Origin of the sequence: Sphingomonas sp. ABOLH, from assembly GCF_003951715.1 — a bacterium.
Lineage (GTDB): Bacteria > Pseudomonadota > Alphaproteobacteria > Sphingomonadales > Sphingomonadaceae > Sphingomonas > Sphingomonas hankookensis_A.
The window spans coordinates 51,587-73,392 of the sequence record NZ_QQWV01000014.1 but is presented as its reverse complement, the minus strand read 5'-3'; the positions used below and the strand labels follow the sequence as shown (position 1 = coordinate 73,392).

Sequence of the window (21,806 nt, the reverse complement as noted above, 5' to 3'; positions counted from 1 at the left end):
CAGCCGCCTCCCTCCCTGACAGACGCTACGGGTCGGGGGTGGGTTGGCCGGTGCGCGAAAGCCATGCGCTCCAACCTGCCGCCGCCCTGTTGCGAACCGGTTGCAAGTCAAGAAGACTAATGATAACGCCTCGCATCATCATTCGATGATTGGGGAGTTCATCATGTCGTTTCCATTCGTCGTCGCGGCACTGGCCGCGGCGGCTCCCGTTGCCGCGCCCGTCGCCCCCGAACCCGATCCGCAGGAGATCGTTGTTACCGGCGCCGCCCATGACAGCGGCTATGTCCCGCAGGACAGCGCGATCGCCAAGACGCCGGCGCCTTTGCGCGACCTGCCGCAATCGGTGGCGGTGGTGGGGGCCGAGGTGCTGCGCGACCAGCGCGCGCTGTCGGTGCAGGATGCGTTGAAGAACGTCGCCGGGGTCGGCTTTTCGTCGGGGGACGGACAGCGCGACCAGGTGACGATCCGCGGCTTTTCGGCGATCGCCGACCAGTATGTCGACGGATTCCGCGACGACGGCCTGTATTTCCGCGACCTGTCGAACGTCGAGCGGATCGAGGTGGTGAAGGGTCCGGCGGCGGTGCTGTACGGGCGCGGATCGTCGGGCGGCCTCATCAACCGCGTGACCAAGAAACCCGATGGCGACGTGACCGGCGCGGCGATCACCGGCGGGTCGTTCGGCAATGTGCGCGGCGAGTTCGATATCGGCCGGCTCGACAGCGACAGCGGCGTCGGCGTGCGCGTGACCGGCGCGTATCAGGATAGCGACAGCTTCCGCGAACAGGGGCTGCTGCGCCGCACCGCCATCGCGCCGTCGTTCGTGTTCGGGCGGGGCAAGGCGACCTCGCTGCTGGTGCAGGCCGACTACCTCACCGACCGGCGGGTCAACGACTTCGGCATCCCGGCGGTGAACGGCCGCCCGGTCGCGGTGAACCCCCGGACCTATTATGGCGCGGCCAATGCCCGCACCGCCGATGCCGTGCGTTCCGACGTGCTGGGGCAGGGGGCGACCCTGCTCCACCGTTTTTCGGACAGCCTGAGCTTACGCAACGGCTTTCGCCATTATGGCTACCGCCTGCGCCGTCGCAACACGCAGCCGAGCGCCGTCAACGCCGCCGCCGGCACCGTGACGCTCAGCCATGGCGGCATCGACCGGGTCGAGGATGGCTGGTCGAACCAGACCGAGCTGACCCAGCGCGCGACCATCGCCGGCATGGAGCACAGCATCCTGTACGGCGTGGAGATCGCGCGGCAGGTAAAGGATGCGCGGACCATCGCCACGCGCGTCGTCGCCGTCACGTCGCTGACCGATCCGGTCAACCCGGTGGTCGACAATGCGACCTTCACCGCGCTGTCGGCGAACCAACGCAACCGGCTCGACACCACCGGCCTCTATGTCCAGGACCTGATCGATATCGGGCATGGGGTGAAGGCGCTGGTCGGGCTGCGCCATGACATCTATCGCCAGCGCACCGACCAGCGGCTTGTGGGCCAGGCCGATTTCGCGCGCACCGACCGCAACTGGAGCCCGCGCGCCGGCATCGTCTTCCAGCCCGACGACGCGCAATCCTATTATGCGTCGTGGAGCCGCAGCTTCCAGCCTTCGGCCGAACAGTTCGGCCTGGCGGCGACCAACGCCGACATCGCGCCCGAAGAAACCGTCAACCGCGAGATCGGCGCGAAATACACGCTCTTCGGCGGGCGCCTGGGGCTGCAGGCGGCGGGCTTCATCCTGAAGCGCACCGGCATCAAGGGCACCGATCCCACGACGCAAGCCGTGTTGCCGATCGGAACACAGCGCACGCGCGGCATCGAACTGTCGGGGCAGCTCGACCTGGCCGGATGGCGGGCGGTCGCGGGCTATGCGTATCTCGATGCAACGGTCGTCGCCTCGGCCACGCCCGCGCTGGTCGGGCGCGGCGCGACGTTGACGCCGAAACATCAGGCCAATGTGTCGCTGGTGCGCGATTTCGGCCGGTTCGGCCTTGGCGGCGGCGGCAATGTCGTCGGCGATCGCTGGGCCGACCCGGCGAACACGACGAAGTTGCCCGGCTATGTCACCGCCGACGCGCTTGGCTGGGTCGATGTCGCGCCGGCGGTGCGGGTGCAGGTCAACGGCTACAACCTCTTCGACCGCCGTTATATCGTGGCGGGGCATGGCAGTTCGCCGCTGCTCAACATGCCCGGCAGCCCGCGATCGGTGCTGGCGACGGTGCGCCTCGCGCTATAGCATCGTGCGGGCGAGGGATGTCGATGTGTCGACATGTCTAACGATCGAGGTGACGATATGGCAGGCAGCGTGCGTATCCTGGCCCTTCTCCTCCTGCCCCTGATCGCGGCGGCCCCCGCCCCGGCGACCGGCGTCCGCTGCCGCATCGCGGTGGAGGGCGGGCCGGTGATGGGGGGCTGGGCCGGAGGCTGCCGCGCCGGGCTGGCCGACGGACTGGGCGCGGGCCGGGTACGCTTCGCAGATGGCGAGACGGGCGTGCTCGCCGGGCGGGCGCGAACAGGCCAGGGCGTCTCGGGGATCGCTCTGCTCGATGAAGGCGGCTTCAGGCTGATCGCCGCGGCACCGGAGCCGGCAACCCCGATGATGGATCAGGCCGCGGCGACGTCCGAACGCGCCTTCCAGAACAGCTTCGCCGGCGCCACCGCCGCCGCCGAGGCGCATCGCCGCGCCGGCAATGCCGCGTCGGCCCGCTATTACCGGCAGTTGCGGGGGAGACTGATCGCGGGTCAGCCGGAATAGCGCGTCAGTGCACCGTCCCTGCGGCGCGGTCGATACCGATCAGCTTCGGATCGATATCCAGATGGCGCACCGCCTTTTCGACCTGCTTGGTGGTAAACGGGGGGAAGGGCACCGACAGGTCGAGATAGCGTGCGATCTCCTCGTCGGTAGCAACCCGCTTGCTACTCTTGTCGGCGAGGTCGACCAGTTGAAAGGCCGGGCGCGAGCGCATGATGAAGCGGGTATGCCTAGCCTTCACCTCCCCCGGCATATGCTGGTCGATGGCGATCCAGCGAAGTTCGGGGTAACGCTTGCGCTTCATGAACTCCGCCCCCCCGACCGGCAGGTCTTCGAGCACCAGCGACAGATCGGCCAGATTGGCGGGCGGTTCGGGGGGTTCCGATACAAGATCGAAGAAGCTGCACAGGGTAATGGTGGTCTTGTCGATCAGGCTGGCATAGCCAAACGCATACCCCCCTTCGTACAGGGGAACGTAGAAAATCTGCCCCACGACCGGTCGGTCCCTACCGCTCATCCGCAACCTCCATGCGCGTTCATCCAGTCCAAATCAGGCGGTTGTTCGCAACAAGGGTAGGCGCAGCCGATCCGAGCCGCTACCTAGACGCGTAACGATCGACAGCGGAGAGAGACCACGCATGGCGTATCGGATTGCCGAAGGATCGCTCGCCGCGCCGATGCCGTGGCAGGATCAGAGCATTAACGTGCTGCTGCCCCGCGACGCGAAGGTCATGGGCACCAGCCTGGTCATCGCCCGCGACCGGTTGCCGATGGGGATGACGTTCCAGGACTATGTGATCCAGCAGCGACAGAATTTCGCGTCGCAGCTTGCCGGGTTCGAAGCGATCGCCGACGCCCCCGGTCGCATCGACGGGCATGAGGCACATTTCATCGAACTTGCCTGGAAGACTGACGGGAAACCGATCCATCAGGTGATGGCCATGGTATTGCACAGCGACAATGCGATCCTGAACTTCACCGGGTCGATTCCGGGGGGACTGGAGGTCGAAACGCGCGACGCGCTGGTCGCCGCGATCACCTCGTTCAGCTTTACCGCCGCATAACGGGCGCGATGGCGTGACGGGACCCGCGACCCCCGCCCCGACGCCCACCGCCGACGCGAAGCTCAGCGACCTGCGCGACCGGACGGCGGCGTCGAGCAACGCCGGCACCGTGTCGGCGATCGCCACCACCGGCCATGTCGCCTCGGCCGGTATCCTTGCAGCCGGTGCCTATTCGGCCGGTGCATCGGGCGGCGTGACGGCGCTGAAATGCTTCGCCGGGCGCGTCGCCGCACCGATCGCGGGTGCGATGGCCGGGGCGTGGCTGGCCGAAGCGGTCCATGCGGACGAAGGGGCGTTCTGGGTCGCGCAGCAGTTCGGCGCGAAACGTATCGCATCGCCCGGACCACAGCCCGCGCATATCGAACACCAGATCGCGCACGACAACACCTTCAACGGCCTGCTCGCCGGGATCGCGGCCGGCATCGTCGTCGGCGCGGTGGTGGCGGTCAGCGCGGCGGCGATCATCGGCACGGCGGGCATGGCGGCACCGCTGGTGGGCGCGGCGGTCGCGTTCGGCGCGGGCGCGGCGGGCGGCTTCGTCACCTCCGCCATCGCCGGCGCCGGTGCCAAGACCGCCACCCTGTCCGGCCCGATCAACACCGGCTCCCCCAACGTGTTCCTTGAGGGGAAGAAGGCCGCGCGCGTCACCGACACCGCCGCCTGTACCAAGCATCCCGGCACCCCGCCCTCCGCGATCATCGAGGGCAGCGAGACGATCTACATCAACAGTCTGCCCATGGCGCGGATCGGCCACAAGCTGTCGTGCGACGCCGTGGTGCAGGAGGGGTGCACGACGATCTTCGCCGACAACACCACCGGCAGCTATGGCACGCCCGATGCCGCGCTGTCGGTCGCCGAACAGCTGTTGCTGTCGGTCGCCGAGGTCGCGGGCATGCGGTCGGCGACGCGCAAGGGCGGGCTGCTCGATGGCCCGCTGCGCCGGCTGTTCGGTGAGCCGGTCGATGTCGTCACCGGCGACTATGCCGATGCGCGCACCGATTTCGAATATCCGGGGCTGTTGCCGCTGCGCCTCGATCGCACCTATCCCGGCAGGATGCGGGTCGAGGGCGCGCTCGGCCCGCGCTGGATCTGCAACTGGTCGCAGCGGCTGTTGCTCGACATGGCGGCGGGGACCGCGCTGCTGGAGGATGCCGGGGGACAGCGGCTGCTGTTCGCGATCGGCGACGACGCCCATGTCGACGCCCGCCACCTGAAGGCGCCCTATTACCACCTGACCGGCCCGCGCGATGCCTTGCGCCTCTATGACAGCCGCAGCCAGCAATTCCTGCTGTTCGCGCCGACCCGCGATCCCGCGATGCTGTTGCTGGCCGGGATCGAGGATCGCAGCGGCAACCGCATCGCCTTCGCCCGCGATGCCGAGGGGCGGCTGCGCCAGGTGCGCGCGCCCGACGGCACCAGCTTTCGCATCGACACCACGCCGCAGGGCTGGATCACCGCGCTGTGGATGGAGGGCGAGCGCGAACCCGTCGTCCGCTATCGCTATGACGCGGGCGGCCATCTGCTCGACGTGCTCGGCGCGTTCACCGGCGAATTTCATTATCGCTATTCGCGCGAAGGCTGGCTGAACGGGTGGCAGGACAGCGGCCCGACCAGGGTCGAGATCCTGTACGACGCGGCCGGGCGGGTGACCGGCACGCGTACCGGCGATGGCATGTTCGACGACCGGTTCCTCTATTTCCCGGAACAGCGCCTCTCGCGCTATGTCGATGCGACCGGCGCGGTCACCAGCTTCCGCTACGACGCGAACAACCTGGTGGTCGAGGAGGTCGATCCGCTCGGCGCGCGCACGATCAGCGAATGGGACGCGCTGGAGCGGCTGCAGCGCCGCATCGATCCCGCCGGCCGCGAAACCCGCTTCGCCTATGACGGTGACGGCCGGCTGATCGCCCAGACCGACTGGGCCGGGCGCAGCGCGGCATGGCGCTATGATCGGTGGGGGGCGCTGGTGGCGTTCGCCGGGCCGGACGGTAGCGCGCACTATACCCGTGACGCCGCCGGCAACATCACGGCATGGACCGGCACCGACGGCAGCAGGGGCACCGCCCGCTACGACGAACGCGGCGCGCTGGTCGAGGAAAGCGTCGCCGGCGCGGGCACCACCCGATACGAAAACGACGCGGCCGGTCGCCCGGTCGCCCGCCACGACCCGCCGTCCGCCACCGGCGCGGCGCGGGTCACCCGCTATCGCTGGGACCGGTTCGGGCGGCTGCTCGACCATAGCGATCCGGCCGGGCGCACCAGCAGCTGGTCCTATGACCGTTCGCCCGACAATCCGCGCGGCGCGGTCAGCCGCACGCGCATGCCCGATGGCGGCGAAATCCGCTTCGCCTATGACGGCGAAGGGCTGCTCGCCGCGCGCATCCGGGGCGATGGACAGACGACGCGCTTCGTCCATGGCGCGTTCGATACGCTGCGCCAGACGATCGATCCGATGGGAGCCACCACCCGTTTCGGCTATGACGGCACCGGCCGCCTGACGACGATCACCGATACGACCGGACAGGCGTGGCGCTTCCGCTACGATGCCGCCGGCCGGCTAGCCGCGCAGATCGACTGGGCCGGGCGCGAGACGCAGTATAGCCGCGACGCGATCGGCCGGGTGCTGACCAGGCGGATGCCGGATGCGACCGAGCAGCATTTCGAATGGGACGACCGCGACCGCATCGTCCGCGTGATCGCCGGCAGCGACGCGATCACCTATCGCTATGACGATGCCGACCGGCTGACCGGCGCCACGACATGGCAGCTGGACGGCACGCCCCGCCGGATCGCCGATGTCACGCTCCGCTATGACGGCAAGGGCCGGCTGATCGCCGAAGAGCAGAACGGCATCGCCGTCACCTATCGCTATGACGATGCCGGGCGCTGTATCGGCCGGACCAGCCCCAGCGGCGAAACCGCGCTGCAGTTCGACGATGCCGGGCTGCTGCGCCGGTACGACAGCAACGGCCACACGCTGCGCTTCGCCCATGACCCCAGCGGGCTGGAAACGCTGCGCGAGACGGCGGCGCTGGGCACGCGTACCGCGTTTCAGCTGGCGCAATCCTATGACCCGGCCGGTCGCCTCGCCGAACAGCGCGCCGGGGGCGTCGCGGTCTTTTCGGGCACGCGCGCGGCGCCGGACGCGCTGCTGCGCCGCTATGACTGGGATCGCACCGGGCGGCTGACCGGGATCGCCGATAGCGGATCGGTGGCGGGCACGGGCGAGACCCGCTTCCACTACGACCTGCGCGACCAGGCGGTCGGCGTCGAGCGCGGCGGGATGCGCGAGGCATATCGCTACGACGCACTGATGAACCTTGCCGAAGGATTGGCCGGCGAGCACCGCTACTGGCACGACTGCGTGGTCGAGGCGGGCGCCAACCGCTTCCGCTACGACGCGCGCGGGCGGATGGTCGAACGCATCCTGTCCGAACATGGCTTTCGCCCGCGCTGCTGGCGCTATCGCTGGGACGGGTTCGACCGGTTGGTTGGGCTGGAGACCCCTGATGGCGCGCGCTGGCGCTACAGCTACGACGCGTTCGGCCGGCGCGTGGGCAAGGCGCTGGTCGGCGGCGGCGACGCTCCGGGCGCGCGGCGGGTCGACTATGTGTGGCAGGGCATTTCGCTGGCCGAGGCATGGCACCATGCCGGCGGCGAGGATGGGCAGGACCGGCTGTCGATCGAACGCTGGCATTTCGAACCCGGTGGCCTGCGCCCGCTTGCCAAGGAACTGGTCCCTGCCGGAGCCGATGCGCAACCGCTTGCCGCCGAGGGCGAATGGCTCCCGATCGTCGCCGACCAGCTGGGCGCGCCGCACGCGCTGTTCGGCGAGGATGGCGCGTGCCGCTGGCGCGCCGAGCCGGAACTGTGGGGCCGCACCCGCACCGCCCGCGCCCTGCTGCGCGACCGGCGAGAGGGGGGCGATGCGGACGAAGCGACGCCCTGCGCGCTGCGCTTTCCGGGGCAATGGGAGGATGCGGAAAGCGGGCTGCACTATAACCTCAACCGCTATTACGACCCCGACACCGGCCAATATCTCTCCCCCGATCCGATCGGCGTGGACGGCGGGCTGCGCACCCATGCCTATGTCCATGATCCGTTGCGGTGGTTCGATCCCGATGGCTTGGCGCGCTGCACCGCAAGCACCCGCGACGTCATCACGCGCGGGCCGAACAACGAGATCACCAGCGTCAAGGGAACAATCCATCCGTCAGATATCGGGACGGGCACTAACACCAATGCCTCCTCGCGCGCTTGGGCACGCTCGCTCGGAAACGCAACGGATGATGCCGGACATTCGCGCGGTAGCAATTTAGGCGGCAGCGGCGGCAAGGATTATGTCTGGCCGCAAGATCCCCATTACAATCGGGGCCAGTTCAGAGACTTTGAGTCAAGAATTGCCAATTACGTCAGAAAAACCAATCAGCCGGTTAACTTCGAACAAAATTATCAATATGGCAATGGAGGAACTAGACCAACAGCTGTAGAATATAATATTTACGATACTCAGGGATCACCATTATTTTCAGGAATATTTCCTAATTAGGAAAAATTATGACAGAACAAGAAATATCCCTGCTCTACCGCAAGTTTTCTTCAGAAATGAAGGAGTGGAATGACAAATTTTATCCTCTGATGAAGGAAAATGCTGCATCTGTTATGGATCAGGCGATCGGCGAACTGAGTCCGATCTTCGATACCTATGTTTGGGAAGACGCCAAGCGGAGGAATGAGCGGTTGAATAAACCATCCACCCACAAACCCTGCGATTACGACCCGGAAAGCAACACAATCGAAGATATCGAATTATCAGGGAGCAAGGCAACAATAAGGATTCAAACGCATGCGGGATTCAGAGACACATTTCGGTACACATTTACCAATAAAAATGAGTGCTGGAAGCTTTACAAGCGAGAAATACTAGATGATGAATCTAACAAGTGGAAAATTCATCATATATGAAATATGATAGCACAATAATGGTGCATTAACCCGGCACGACCCGATGATCTACGCCGAAGTAGCCCGAAACTTCTTCCGCGCAGGCGCAGAGGCAGGCGTGGCGATCGACTTGTCTCTCCCCGAACATACAATTGATCGTGCCATTTTCGACGTGCAGCACTTGCCTTTCTGCTGGGATAATGACGCATTGGCGACAGGCGTGATCGACCCCTGTTCCTGATCGAACGGGCGTTGGGGAAGGATGATCGATGGATTGGGACGCAATCGAAAACGAGCTTATCCAAGACGTACGACAGGCATTCGACCATTTGCAAATTCTAACGGTGCATGAACAACTATATGCTCTTTGCCTCTCCGTATCCGAAAATGGGATGGGTATTGGTCTGAATGCAAATACCGATTCCTTCCTCAATCAAAAACTATCTGAGGAACGGGCAATCGAGGAAATAACGCTGCAGGACGAAAGCTACTTTCGCTGGTCTTCGGCAGAGTGGCGTTTCGAAGGGGTCGGCGACGAATTTTTTCAAACTTTGAACAACGCGCTCACCGAAGTTCTATTGCGTGGCGAACAGCAAGAACCCAGCTTCGAAAAATTGATCGACGCCATGATTGAGGCACTTCGTCACCTGCGTGACGCGCGGGGCCACGCGTTGAAAGGCGTTACGCTGTTCGTTACCATAACCGATAGCGACGAGGCGGAGGCAATCGAGAACCGATCTGCCGCCGACCTCAACGCACCGGACGTCGCTCAGGCCTTTATTTCCCGGTTTGGCTAGGGTCGACCAACCCGACCTCGCCATACCGCCACCCTCACCGGAACAGATTGGCCTTGGCCAGCTCGATCACCTCGTCCCCGCGCCCGCTCATAATCGCGCGCAGCGTGTAGAGGCTGAAGCCCTTGACCTGTTCCGCCTTGATCTTGGGCGGCATCGCCAGTTCCATCGTCTCGGTCACGACATCGACCAGCGCCGGGCCGTCATGGGCGAACGCGGCGCGCAGCACGCCCTCCAGTTCGTCCGACCGGGTAACGCGCGCGCCGAAAAAGCCCATCTGCGCCGCGATCGCGCCGAAATCGGGGTTCTTCAGCGCGACATTGGTGTCGACATAGCCCGCCGCCTTCTGCTCCAGCTCGACAAAGCCCAAGGTCGAATTGTTGAAGACGACGATCTTGATCGGCAACCCCATCTGCACCGCGGTCAGCATGTCGCCCATCAGCATCGTCAGCCCGCCATCGCCCGACAGCGACACGACCTGCCGCCCCGGATAGGCCGCCTGCACGCCCATCGCCTGCGGCATCGCGTTCGCCATCGACCCGTGGTTGAACGAGCCCGTAAGCCGCCGCCGGCCATTCATCGTCAGGTAGCGCGCCGCCCACACCGCCGGGGTGCCGACATCGACGGTGAACGCCGCATCGTCGGCCGCGACCGCATCGATCACCCGCGCGACATATTGCGGGTGGAGCGGCTTGTCGTCCGCGCGGGGGGTGGCGAGGTCGTCGAGGCCCTTGCGCGCATCGGCATAATGGGCGCGCGCCTTGGTCAGAAAACCCTCGTCGCGGCCGGGCGCGATCAGCGGGGTGAGCGCCGCCGCCGCTTCCCCCACATCGCCGACGATGCCGATGTCGATCTGCGCCCGCCGCCCGAGCGCCGAGGGGTCGCGATCGACCTGCGCGACCTTCGCGCTTTCGGGATAGAAGTTGCGATAGGGGAAATCGGTGCCGAGCATCAGCAGCGTGTCGCATTCCATCATCGCGTGATAGCCCGACGAAAAACCGATCAGCCCGGTCATGCCGACGTCGTACGGGTTGTCCCACTCGATCCATTCCTTGCCCCGGTACGCGTGGACGATCGGCGCCTTCAGCTTGGCGGCCAGCGCGACCACCGCGTCATGCGCCCCCGCCACGCCCGCGCCGCACAGCAGGGTCACCGCCTGCGATCCGTTGAGCAGTTCGGCGAGGCGCTCGATTTCGCCCGCTTGCGGCACGATGCGCGGGGGGAGGGGGGCGGCGAAGTCGGCGCGCGCGCCCTTCGGGGCGTCCTTCAGCGCCACATCGCCCGGGATCACCAGCACCGCCACGCCCTGTTGCCCGATCGCGGTGCGCAGCGCCCGGTGGAGCAGTTCGGGCAGCTGTTCGGGGGTCTGCACCATCTCGCAGAAATGGCTGCATTCGCGGAACAACTCGGTCGGGTGCGTCTCCTGGAAATAGTTCAGCCCGATCTCGCTCGACGGGATGTGCGCGGCGATGGCCAGCACCGGCACGCGGTTGCGCTGGCAATCGAACAGCCCGTTGATGAGGTGGAGGTTGCCGGGGCCACAGCTCCCCGCACACACCGCCAGCTTCCCCGTCGCGGCGGCCTCCGCGCCCGCCGAAAAGGCGGCGACCTCTTCGTGGCGGACGTGCATCCAGTCGATCTTCCCCGACCGGCGCAGGCTGTCGTTGATGGCGTTCAGGCTGTCGCCGGTCACGCCCCAGATCCGCTCCACGCCGGCGGCGATCAGCGTGTCGGTGATGAGGTCGGCGATCTGCATGGGAGGTCCTTCGCGAAACGGGTTCGGGAGGGGAAACCGGCGAGCACGCGATTGGCTTCGTGCGAAGTGCACAAGATGGGTTGCGTGGGGGTTCGGCAAGGGACGTCGCCCCAGCGCAGGCTGGGGCCTCCTGTGGCGAGGCGCGCGCTCCCTTGCCGGGAGATCCCAGCCTGCGCTGGGATGACGTGTGTGGCATCCGGTCCGCCACGAAAGCGTCCCCATGCGACCAATGCCGTACCCCCGCGCAGGCGGGGGTCCAGAACCCAGCAGGACAGCGGGTAGCGTATGACGCTCCTGGACCCCCGCCTGCGCGGGGGTACGGTTCGTTGCCGGCCGCGTCCGGGATATTGGCAGGAACCAGCCCTATCCCAGCGTGCAGACCTTCTGCACGATGCCCTCCGGTTCCCGATACGTCCGAAACCCCATCGCCTCGTAATAGCGTAGCGCACCGGCGTTATCGGCGGCGATATAGGCGTCGATTTTCGTCAGCCCCGCCGCCTGTGCCGCCGCGCGGGTGGCATGGAACAGCGCGGCGCCCACGCCCTGCCGGTGCGCGGACGGGTCGATATGGGTGCCGATGATGCCCCAGCCCGGCGGCACGGCGTAGCGATTGCCCGCCTCCGCCCGGACCAGCGACTGGAACCCCATGACCGCGCCCGCCGCATCGACCGCCACCGTGCAGGCGATGCCGGCCGGGTTGGCGATATAGTGGCCGGTCACGAACGCCACGTCGTTCGGCCGTTCGCGCCCGGTGCGGGCGATGATCGCGCGCAGCACGCGGTGCATGGCGTCCGCATCCGCGATCGATGCCCTTCGTGTCTCCATACGTCCCCCCGATGCCGGATATATTACAACGGTGTGTCGGTCGGGCAACATATCGTTACAATATTTCGGTATCGTAATTGCCCTGCTTTACTCGGGCGGCACACTCGAACATCTGTCGCGCATGACGCGGCGATGCGGGGGCATCGTTCGCCTCGACCGGAGGAAAATAACCCTATGAAGATCGTTTTCGGTCGCTCGCGCTTCGTCGCGGGTGCCGCCACCTGTGCGCTTGCCACCGCGTTGATCGCCGGCCCCGTCGCCGCGCAGACCACGCCCGCCACGCCCGGCACCCTCGATGCGCGCGACCAGGTGACGAACCCGACGACGACCGAAGGCACCGCCGACCAGGGCACCGAGATCGTCGTCACCGGATCGCTGCTGCGCCGCACCGACAGCGAAACCCCGTCGCCGGTCACCGTGCTGACGTCGGACACGCTGGCGAAGGCCGGCATCACCAACGTGTCGGACGCGATCCGCTCGATCTCGGCCGATGGCGCGGGGTCGATCGGCACCGGCTTCCAGAGCGGTTTTTCGGCCGGCGGTTCGGCGGTCTCGCTGCGCGGTCTGGGTGTCTCGTCGACGCTGGTGCTGATCGACGGGCTGCGCTCGGCCAATTTCCCGCTGAACGATGACGGCCGCAACGCCTATGTCGACCTGAACTCGATCCCGTTCAGCCTGGTCGACAAGGTCGAGGTGCTGAAGGACGGCGCATCGTCGACCTATGGCGCCGATGCGATCGGCGGCGTGGTCAACGTGATCCTGAAGAAGCACTTCACCGGCATCGACGGCCTGGTCGAAGGCGGTATCGCGGAACGCGGCGATGCCTCGCACCAGCGCGCGCACCTGACGATCGGCACCGGCGATTACGACGCCCATGGCTGGAACGTCTTCATCAACGGCGAATATCAGCGCGACGGCCGGGTGTCGAACCACAGCCGCGGCTTCCCGTACAACACGCAGGACCTGACCTCGATCGGCGGTCTCGACAACAACCCGTCGGACAATTCGCTGACGGTCAATGTCCCCACCGCCTATGTCACCCGCGTTCGCCAGACCGACCTGAACAACCCGCTGAGCGGCGCGGCCGGTTCGCCGCTGACCAACCAGTATCGCGCGCTGGGTCTCGGCAACTGCGCCCGCGACACCTTCACCGTGAACACGACCGCGGTCCAGGGCACCGGCTGCAAGTACGATCTGGTCGACCTGTATCGCCAGATTCAGCCGCTGCAGGAACGCTATGCGCTGAACGCGCGGCTCAGCGTCCGCCTGAGCGACACGACCGAAGGCTATGTCACCGCCAGCTACAGCCGCAGCGACGTCAGCATCAACGGCACGCCGTCGGCCATCCGCGCGACGCAGCCCTTCGGTGCCGCGCCGTCGGTCGCATCGGCGAACCCGGGCATCGTCCTGCCGATGTATATCTGCTCGGCCGGCACCAACTGCGCCACCGCCGCCGATCGCCAGCTGAACCCGAACAACCCGTTCGCGGTGGCCGGCGCCGATCCGACGACCAGCGCCGCGCGCATCTATTACATGTTCGGCGACATCGCCGGCGGCAGCGACCGCAAGAACGAAGTGTATCGCGCCGCCGCCGGCCTGACCGGGTCGTTCGACGACGAACGCTTCGCCTGGCGCGTCGACGGGGTGTACGCCCGGGACGAGATGCAGATCACCCAGCACGGCCTGCTGAACATCCAGCAGCTGCTGCGCGCGATCAACACCGGCTCGTACAATTTCGTCAATCCGCAGGCGAACAGCCAGGCGGTGCGCGACCTGATCGCCCCGGACAAGGTCACGCCGTCCTTCTCGACCATGGCATCGGCCGATGCGTCGCTCAGCGCGCGCCTGCTCGACCTGCCGGGCGGTCCGCTCCAGCTCGCCATCGGCGGACAGGTGCGGCGCGAGACGCTGGAAAACAACAACCAGAACGTGAACCTCGACACGTATGGCCTGACGACCGCTTCGGCGTTCGGCGCGCACACCGTGTCGGCGGCGTATTTCGAACTGGGCGCCCCGATCGTCAAGCAGCTCGAAGTGAACGCGTCGGGCCGCTACGACCATTATTCGGAAGGGTTCAGCCACTTCTCGCCCAAGGTCGGGGTGAAGTTCACGCCGATCCGCGAACTGGCGTTCCGCGGCACCTATAGCGAGGGCTTCCGCGCGCCGACCTTTGCGGAATCGGGCGCGCGCAGCCAATATGCCGGCTTCGTGACCACCACGCCGCCGTGCAACTTCATCCTGCAGCATGGCGGGACCGGCACCACCACGTCGTGCTCGGCCAACGGCAACCCGTACAACCTGCAATATTCGCTGGGTCGCGGGTCGGCGGGCAATCCGGACCTGAAGCCGGAAATCTCGCGCAGCTTCACCGCCGGCATGATCTTCCAGCCCGTCCGCTGGTTCAGCTTCACCGTCGACTATTACAATGTGCGCAAGAAGGACCTGATCGTCAGCGGCCCGTTGGTCGGCGATGCGGTACGGGCCTATTACAACTCGGCCAACCTCGCCGCCGCACAGGCCGCGGTCGCGGCCATCGGGCAGGGTTATTCGGTCAACAGCGTCGATGCGGTCGATCCGAACTTCCCGAACGCGCTGCCGCGCGTGCTCATCATCAACGTGCCCTATGTGAACGCGAACTATTCGACGACCTCGGGCATCGATTTCGCGGCGACGCTGACCGCGCCGATCGCGGACGACGCGACCTTCACGAGCCGTGTCGAGGTGACCCACATCCTCGAATACAACCTCAATGCAGGTGAGGCGAACGGCAACGTCCAGAACTATGCCGGGACGATGGGGCCGTACAACCTGTCGTCGGGCAACGGTACGCCGGCATGGCGCGGCAACTGGCAGAACACGGTGCAGGTGGGGCCGTACGCCCTGTCGGCGACGACCTATTATGTCAGCCGGATCAAGGCGGTGTCGGAGGACCAGAACCTGCCGCGCGATTGCGCCACCGGCAATCTCTACACTCGCTCGTCGCCGCAGAACGAGCAGTTCTGCTACGTCAAATCGTTCATCAACGTCGACCTGAACGGCACGGCCAAGGTGAACGACAATTTCTCGTTCTTCCTGAACGTGAAGAACCTGTTCGACGTGAAGGCGCCGCTGGCCCCGGCCGCCTATGCCAGCGCGCCGAACTTCCTGACGACGTGGCATTATGCCGGCCTGATCGGCCGTCAGTTCCGCGCAGGCGCCAGCTTCCGCTTCTGATCGGTCTGGCGCCTGGAGCCTGATCCGGCAAAGCCGGATCAGAGCGGTGCCGGCCCGCTCCCCCACGGGTCCCAGCAAAGTAGTACTTTGCTGGGCTACCCCCACCCGGCCACCCAATCAGGATACGCTGTGGGTGGCCGGGTGGGGGAGCGGACCGGCACCGCATCGACACAAGTCGATCAGAACCCACCCGACACGGAAACGGCGGTCCTCCCGACAGGGGAGGGCCGCCGTTCTCGTATCTTATCTACCTCACGCCAGCGTGCGAACGTTGGGTTCGCGGTCCCAGTAGCGCTTTTTCGCCGCCTCGACGAAGCCGGCGAGGTCGGTGACCCCTTCGTCCGGCTCGACGCCGGCCTTGTCGAGCAGCGGCTTGGCCTCCGCATTATGGCCGATCGCCTTGAGGTGCCCGAACGCGTCCATCACCCACTGGACGGCGGCGCCTTCCCTGGTCAGCTTCCGGGCGGCGTCCGCCGACAGGATCACCGCGCAGGCATCGACCGTGACCGAGGGCTGGCCGAACAGCTGCGCGTCGGCGGCGATGGTCGACCCGTCGGACAGCGGCACCTTGCCGACCTTGGGCGCGATGGTCATCGCATTGCCGCCCGCCGCCTTGATCGCGTCCTTCAGCGTCTTGAGGTCGCCCGCATCGCTGCCATTGGCGATCAGGATGCCGACATTGCGCCCTTCCAGCGTGTGCAGTTCACGCGGGCCGCGGATGATGCGCAGCGCGGGCGACACGTCCATGTCCTGCACCGGCACCTTGGTCGGCGAGGCGGCGGGCAGGTCCATCGCGAGGCCATCGGCGACGCGCTTCGCCAGATCCTCGTCGACGTTGCGCAGGTTGGCGAGCATCGCGGTGCGGATATGCTCCAGGCTGACCTTCGACAGTTCGAACACCAGGGCGGAGGCGATATGCGCCTGTTCCGCCGGGTCGACCGAGCGGAAGAACAGCCGCGCCTGGCTGTAATGATCAGCGAAGCTCTCGGGGCGGATGCGCAGCTTCTGGCCCTGCTCCTCCGAGGGGAAGGTCTTGTAGCCCTTCTCCGGGTCCTCGCGCGCGCCGGCTTCCTCACCGGCCTTCGCCAGGCTGTTCGGCTCGTAATTGGCGCGGCCCTTGGGCACCGCCATCTGCATATGGCCGTCGCGCTGCTGGTTCAGGAACGGACAGCCCGCCGCCGCCGCGCGCCCCTTGGCGGCATTGATCGGCAGCTGGTGGAAATTGACCGAGCCGAGGCGCGACAGCTGGGTGTCGGTATAGCTGAACAGCCGCCCCTGCAGCAGCGGGTCGTTCGAGAAACCGATGCCGGGCACGACATGGCTCGGCACGAATGCCGCCTGTTCGGTTTCGGCAAAGAAATTGTCCGGGTAACGGTCGAGCACCATCCGCCCGACGATCCGCACCGGCAGCACTTCCTCAGGGATGATCTTGGTCGCGTCGAGCACGTCATAGGGCAGGCTGTTCGCGAAATCCTCATCGAACAGCTGCACGCCCAGCTCCCATTCCGGGAAATCGCCGCGATCGATCCGTTCGAACAGGTCGCGGCGCTGGAAATCGGGGTCGGCGCCGGCGATCTTCACCGTCTCGTCCCAGATGGTCGAGGCAAGCCCCGCCTTGGGCTTCCAGTGGAACTTGACGAAGGTCGACTTGCCTTCCTTGTTGATGAAGCGGAAGGTGTGGACGCCGAACCCCTCCATGTTCGCAAAGGTGCGCGGCAGGGTGCGGTCCGACATTGCCCACATGATCATATGGGTCGATTCCGGCATCAGCGAGATGAAGTCCCAGAAGGTATCGTGCGCCGTCGCCGCCTGCGGGTATCCGCGATCCGCCTCCATCTTGGCGGCGTGGATCAGGTCGGGGAACTTGATCGCGTCCTGGATGAAGAACACCGGGATGTTGTTGCCGACCAGGTCCCAGTTACCCTCGCGGGTGTAGAATTTGACGGCGAAGCCGCGCACGTCGCGCGGGGTGTCGACCGACCCGGCGCCACCGGCGACCGTCGAGAAGCGGGTGAACACCTCGGTGCGCTGGCCCTTCTTCTGGAACAGGTCGGCGACGGTCACGTCGGCCAGGCTGTCGGTACATTCGAAATAGCCATGCGCCGCGCTCCCACGGGCATGGACGATCCGCTCCGGAATCCGCTCATGGTCGAAATGATTCATCTTCTCGCGGAAGACTTCGTCCTCGATCAGCACCGGGCCGCGTGGCCCCGCCTTCAGCTGGTTCTGGTTGTCGCTGATCGGCGTGCCGTGGTTGGTGGTCAGCACCGGATGATCGGCATCGGTCACCTGATGCGTTTCGCCGCCATTGCCGGCGTTGAGGGCAGTCGTGTCGGTCATGGGCAATCCTTGGGGGTCGGGTTTGCCGTTCAACGTCCCGGCGGGAGGTGAAGTTGCCCCGGCGCCGGATCCGTACAAAATAACAAGGCGGTATCATCGTCGGGCACGCCGACCCTTGCCCTGCACCCCATGCGCGGCTAGACGCGCGCCATTCGCCCTGGACCCGGTGCAATTCCGGGTGGCTATTCCGGCCGCCGATCCGCCGGACAACATCCCCGCAGCCATGATCCGCGCCCGAGAGATGCGCGCTGCGGCCCGATGTGGAATTTCCATGACCTTCGATTTTGCAACCTACCGCCGCCAATGGTTCGGCGGTGCCGTCCAGATCCGCCGCGATGTCCTCGCCGGGATCGTCGTCGCCCTCGCGCTGATCCCCGAGGCGATCGGCTTTTCGATCATCGCCGGGGTCGACCCGCGCATCGGCCTCTATGCCTCGGTCACGATCGCGATGACGATCGCGTTCCTCGGCGGGCGGCCCGGCATGGCCTCCGCCGCCACCGCCGCCATCGCGGTGCTGGTGGGGCCGCTGGTCCGCGACCACGGCGTCGAATATCTCTTCGCCGCGACGATCCTGATGGGGGTGATCCAGATCGCCGCCGGACTGCTGCGGCTCGACCGGGTGATGCAGTTCGTGTCGCGATCGGTCATCACCGGCTTCGTCAACGCGCTCGCCATCCTGATCTTCCTGGCGCAGCTGCCGCAGCTGACCGGGGTCAGCTGGCACAGCTATGCGCTGATCGCGCTCGGCCTCGCCATCATCTACCTGCTGCCGCGCGTGACCAAGGCGGTGCCGTCGCCGCTCGTCGCGATCCTCGTGCTGAGCATCATCAGCATCGCGATGGGCCTGCCGGTCAACACGGTCGGCGACATGGGCAAGCTGCCCGAGGGGCTGCCGAGCTTCGCGCTGCCGCAGGTGCCGCTGACGCTGGAGACGCTCCGGATCATCCTGCCGACGTCGCTGACCATGGCCGCCGTCGGGCTGCTGGAATCGCTGCTGACCGCGCAGATCGTCGACGACATGACCGATACCGACAGCGACAAGGCGCAGGAATGCGCCGGCCAAGGCGGCGCGAACATCGTCGCCGCGCTGTTCGGCGGCATGGGCGGCTGCGCGATGATCGGCCAGTCGGTCATCAACGTGACCTCGGGCGGACGCGGACGGCTGTCGACCTTCGTCGCCGGTGCCTTCCTGCTGTTCCTGCTCGCCGTGCTCGGCCCGTGGGTCGGGCGGGTGCCGATGCCGGCGCTGGTCGCGGTGATGATCATGGTGTCGATCGGCACGTTCAGCTGGAACTCGATCGCCAATCTGCGGCGCCACCCGCCGACCTCCTCGATCGTCATGCTGACGACCGTCGTCGTGGTCGTCGCGACGCACGACCTGTCGCTGGGCGTCCTGGCGGGCGTGCTGCTGTCGGGCGTGTTCTTCGCAGGGAAGGTCCAGCGGATGTTCGCGGTCGATCGGATCGTGGAGGACGGCGGCGTCACCTACCGGGTTACGGGGCAGATCTTCTTCGCCTCGGTCGACCGCTTCCGCCGCGCCTTCGCTGTGGAAGCGTCGGGGCCGGTGACGATCGACGTCACCGCGGCGCATTTCTGGGACATTTCGGGCGTCGACGCACTCGACAAGGTCGTGGTCCGCCTGCGCCAGCAGGGCGCGACCGTCACCATCATCGGCTATAATCGCGCCAGCGCCGACCTGATCGACCGCTTCGCGCTGCACGACAAGACCGGCGTCGAACTGGGCGTCGTGCCGCATTGATCCACCGGCACCGGCCTCTGTAATGGCCACGCCCGAAGCCACCTGCTCTCGACGGAGAGCATCGCGCCGGCGTAAGCCGGTGCGTCCCGCAGGTGCCGCTAGGGGTTTGGTTTCGTGGTTTGTGACCATCGCCGATTGTGGCCGTCAGGCCAAACGCCGTTGGCCGGCGAGGCCAACGACATTTGTCGCCTTATGATAAGACTCTGATAGCGGTTGCGGATCGGAATGAGACTCGCATGCGGCGCGGTCGATCGCTGCGCCGAGCGACGCCAACACCCGCCCGAGCGCGCCGCCCAGCGTGACCTCGGCCAGCTCCTTGCAGCTGAGCGTCGCCCGCATCGCCATCAGCTCGGCCGCCGTCTCCGCCTGATGCACCACCACATCGCACGGCAGCGGCGCAGGGTGCAGGCTGCGCGGCAGGAAGCGCATCAGCTTGCCCGGCAGCAGCGCGCGATAGATGTTCGAGGTCTGGCGATAGCGTGGCCCCGCGCCGGTCGTGCGGCAGAAGCGCCGCTGGCGGATCAGGAACCCCGCCGCCTCCAGCGCCGACAGCGCGCGGGCCACCGTCGCCCGGCCGAGCGCGGTCGCCCTGGCCAGATGGTCATAGGTCGGGAAGACCTTGCCCGCGTTCAGCCGGGCGAGCGTGCAGATTTCCTCGAACACGCGCACGGCGGCGGCGGTGAGGCCCGCCAGCGCCGCCTCCGCCGCATCCAGCATCCGCCCTTCGGCACGCGCGGTGCGACGGGCGCGGCGACCGGCATCCAGCGCGGCGCGCGCCGCGCGCAGCAGCCGGTCGGTCTCGCCCCTAGCCGGCACCGCAAAGAAATTGTCCTCGACCGTTCCCGCCTCGACGCTGCCGCGCCGCACCGGCATGCCGGTGCGATGCAGGCCGCCGCGGCGTGGGCTGCGCGGTTCGGTCGCTGTGCCCTTGTCCACCGCGCCGATACGCGCGCCTTGGTCCAGCGCGCTGATGCGCGCAATCGCCTGCGCCAGAATGAGCGCCATCTTCGTCCCCCTTGTCCGGGGCCGGGACCATTTTTGCAAAAAAGGGGCGTGGCGCGAAGCGCGCGTCCTTGAACCGGCAAGCGATCGGGGGTATCTAGAGAACCTGTTGTGAGGCAGTTCGACGTTTGGCGACGTCGCTCCAAATCCCTGGGACGCCCGGCCTTCGTGCCGGGCTTTCCTTTATGTGGTCACGGCCATTCCCTCATCCGCCGGCCCCGTTGCCGGCATGTTGGCCAACCTTTGCAGATGAAATCCAACATCGGAAGCGTTCCCGGTTCGTGCTTTCGAGTAGGAAGTACGAAAATGCACCCGTTTCGGCGCAAACTCTGTCGCTCGATTCGTGCTTTCGGGTAGGAAAGCGCCTGCCGATTCGTGCTTTCGGATAGGAATAGGCCGCACGAATTCGTGCTTTCGGGTAGGAAATGCGCCGCTCAACCGGCGGGTGATTCGCCTGCTTCCGAATCACTGCCGCCCAGTTGCGCCGGCCGCCTGGTCAGCACCACCCGCACCGGCGCGCTGCGCCGCCCGCGCCGGGGGGCATCGCTCGCGTCCATCGCCTGTTCGATCAGCTCGAGCCGATAGTCGGGGATGCTGTCGACTGCCGCTATCTGCTTCAAAGCATTGCGGAAATTGGGCAGGGGGTTCTGGTAGCCGATCTGCAGGCGAAAGGTCGCAAGGTCGGTTTCCAACCGCGCCTCGCCACTCGAGCGCGCCACTTCGTAGATGCGCCGCTCGATCGGGCCGAGTTGGAAATAGGCCGCAGCATAGTCGAGCACATGCCGGTCGAGCAGGATCGCGCGGAACAGCCAGTCGCACAGCCGCACCTTGACCGCCTTCAGCCGCCGCTCGCCGCCGCGGGTGCGCGAATAATGCAGCTTGGCCTCGGACAGCCACGAGAAGAAGCCCTCCTCGCCCTCGCCGCCCGCTTCGATATTGGTCTTGATCTGCGTCCCCTGCAACCGCTCCAGTGCCTCCGACAGTCGCCCGTACGACCGCGCCGAATGATTGGCGCCGGTGACCGTGAACAGATCGTGCGCGGTGAAGACGAAGTCCTGGGTAACGCTCTCGCCCACCTCGATCTTCGCCAGCATCAGGCTGGCGATATAGAGAACGATTTCCTTGTCATAGATGGTCGCGACGCCGCTGGCCGACGGGCGGACCTCGATCGTGACGTTGTTCGCCTGATAGGTCAGCGGCTTCATCCACGCATTCTTGGCGAGCGCGAAGAACGGGAACGCCATCAGCGACCGCTCGCCCCGGATTTCGGCGGTCAGCGGGCTGTCGAGCCGGAACAGGTCGCCCTGCGGACGGGCCGGGGTTCGGGGAGGTACCTTGGGGGCGGGAGGCTTGCGGGTCATGG

General features: G+C 66.3%; 15 protein-coding genes and 1 other annotated feature. Of the genes, 9 read left to right on the top strand and 6 right to left on the bottom strand.

Translation table 11 applies throughout. The features are described from left to right. Positions 1-163: 163 nt before the first annotated feature. Together CA237_RS09115 and CA237_RS09110 are read left to right on the top strand one after the other, a co-directional pair. The gene (locus CA237_RS09115; protein WP_126013799.1) at positions 164-2,230 is read left to right on the top strand and encodes a TonB-dependent siderophore receptor; all 2,067 of its coding nucleotides are present in this window, start codon (positions 164-166) and stop codon (positions 2,228-2,230) included. Between the two features lie 69 nt (positions 2,231-2,299). Then, on the top strand, positions 2,300-2,749 hold the full coding sequence (locus CA237_RS09110; RefSeq protein ID WP_126013797.1) for a hypothetical protein: 450 nt from the start codon (positions 2,300-2,302) through the stop codon (positions 2,747-2,749). A gap of 4 nt (positions 2,750-2,753) precedes the next feature. Here the strand turns inward: CA237_RS09110 and CA237_RS09105 are convergent, their stop codons facing one another. Then, a complete protein-coding gene (locus CA237_RS09105) occupies positions 2,754-3,263 on the bottom strand; it encodes a hypothetical protein (protein WP_126013795.1) in 510 nt (169 codons plus the stop codon). Positions 3,264-3,384: 121 nt separating this feature from the next. Between CA237_RS09105 and CA237_RS09100 the strand changes: the two genes are divergently transcribed. The 5 genes from CA237_RS09100 to CA237_RS09085 are packed head-to-tail and all read left to right on the top strand — an operon-like array spanning position 3,385 to position 9,551. Next, positions 3,385-3,810, top strand: coding sequence for a DUF1795 domain-containing protein (locus CA237_RS09100; RefSeq protein WP_126013793.1), 426 nt, complete (start codon positions 3,385-3,387; stop codon positions 3,808-3,810). Between the two features lie 13 nt (positions 3,811-3,823). Further along, entirely contained in the window at positions 3,824-8,359 is a 4,536-nt protein-coding gene (locus CA237_RS09095) for an RHS repeat-associated core domain-containing protein (RefSeq protein WP_126013791.1), read from the top strand. Positions 8,360-8,367: 8 nt separating this feature from the next. After that, positions 8,368-8,775, top strand: coding sequence for an NTF2 fold immunity protein (locus CA237_RS09090; RefSeq protein WP_126013789.1), 408 nt, complete (start codon positions 8,368-8,370; stop codon positions 8,773-8,775). 43 nt (positions 8,776-8,818) lie between these two features. Beyond that, positions 8,819-8,995, top strand: coding sequence for a hypothetical protein (locus CA237_RS19650; protein WP_164523853.1), 177 nt, complete (start codon positions 8,819-8,821; stop codon positions 8,993-8,995). Between the two features lie 28 nt (positions 8,996-9,023). Beyond that, positions 9,024-9,551, top strand: coding sequence for a DUF4303 domain-containing protein (locus tag CA237_RS09085; protein WP_126013787.1), 528 nt, complete (start codon positions 9,024-9,026; stop codon positions 9,549-9,551). A gap of 34 nt (positions 9,552-9,585) precedes the next feature. On the opposite strand, the gene poxB is transcribed toward CA237_RS09085, so the two are convergent. Both poxB and CA237_RS09075 read right to left on the bottom strand, forming a co-directional pair. Then, the gene (gene poxB / locus CA237_RS09080; protein ID WP_126013785.1) at positions 9,586-11,304 is read right to left on the bottom strand and encodes a ubiquinone-dependent pyruvate dehydrogenase; all 1,719 of its coding nucleotides are present in this window, start codon (positions 11,302-11,304) and stop codon (positions 9,586-9,588) included. Positions 11,305-11,667: 363 nt separating this feature from the next. Continuing rightward, a complete protein-coding gene (locus tag CA237_RS09075) occupies positions 11,668-12,129 on the bottom strand; it encodes a GNAT family N-acetyltransferase (RefSeq protein ID WP_126013783.1) in 462 nt (153 codons plus the stop codon). A 174-nt stretch (positions 12,130-12,303) separates the two neighbouring features. On the opposite strand from CA237_RS09075, the gene CA237_RS09070 reads away from it, so the two are divergent. Continuing rightward, positions 12,304-15,342 (top strand): TonB-dependent receptor, encoded by a 3,039-nt coding sequence (locus CA237_RS09070; RefSeq protein ID WP_164523852.1) that lies wholly within the window; start codon positions 12,304-12,306, stop codon positions 15,340-15,342. A 252-nt stretch (positions 15,343-15,594) separates the two neighbouring features. Here the strand turns inward: CA237_RS09070 and CA237_RS09065 are convergent, their stop codons facing one another. After that, positions 15,595-17,682, bottom strand: a complete 2,088-nt coding sequence (locus CA237_RS09065) for a catalase (RefSeq protein WP_126013779.1) — start codon at positions 17,680-17,682, stop codon at positions 15,595-15,597. Positions 17,683-17,838: 156 nt separating this feature from the next. Beyond that, positions 17,839-17,894 (top strand) — a sequence feature (sul1 is cis-regulatory element that is thought to sense ions involved in sulfur or methionine metabolism; They are found in Alphaproteobacteria). Between the two features lie 59 nt (positions 17,895-17,953). Here CA237_RS09065 and CA237_RS09060 point away from each other — a divergent pair. Then, positions 17,954-19,441, top strand: a complete 1,488-nt coding sequence (locus tag CA237_RS09060) for a SulP family inorganic anion transporter (RefSeq protein WP_126013777.1) — start codon at positions 17,954-17,956, stop codon at positions 19,439-19,441. A gap of 144 nt (positions 19,442-19,585) precedes the next feature. Here CA237_RS09060 and CA237_RS09055 read toward each other — a convergent pair whose 3' ends face one another. Together CA237_RS09055 and CA237_RS09050 are read right to left on the bottom strand one after the other, a co-directional pair. Further along, positions 19,586-20,446, bottom strand: coding sequence for a helix-turn-helix domain-containing protein (locus tag CA237_RS09055; protein WP_126013775.1), 861 nt, complete (start codon positions 20,444-20,446; stop codon positions 19,586-19,588). 431 nt (positions 20,447-20,877) lie between these two features. Continuing rightward, a complete protein-coding gene (locus CA237_RS09050; RefSeq protein WP_126013773.1) occupies positions 20,878-21,804 on the bottom strand; it encodes a replication initiator protein A in 927 nt (308 codons plus the stop codon). Positions 21,805-21,806: the final 2 nt, after the last annotated feature.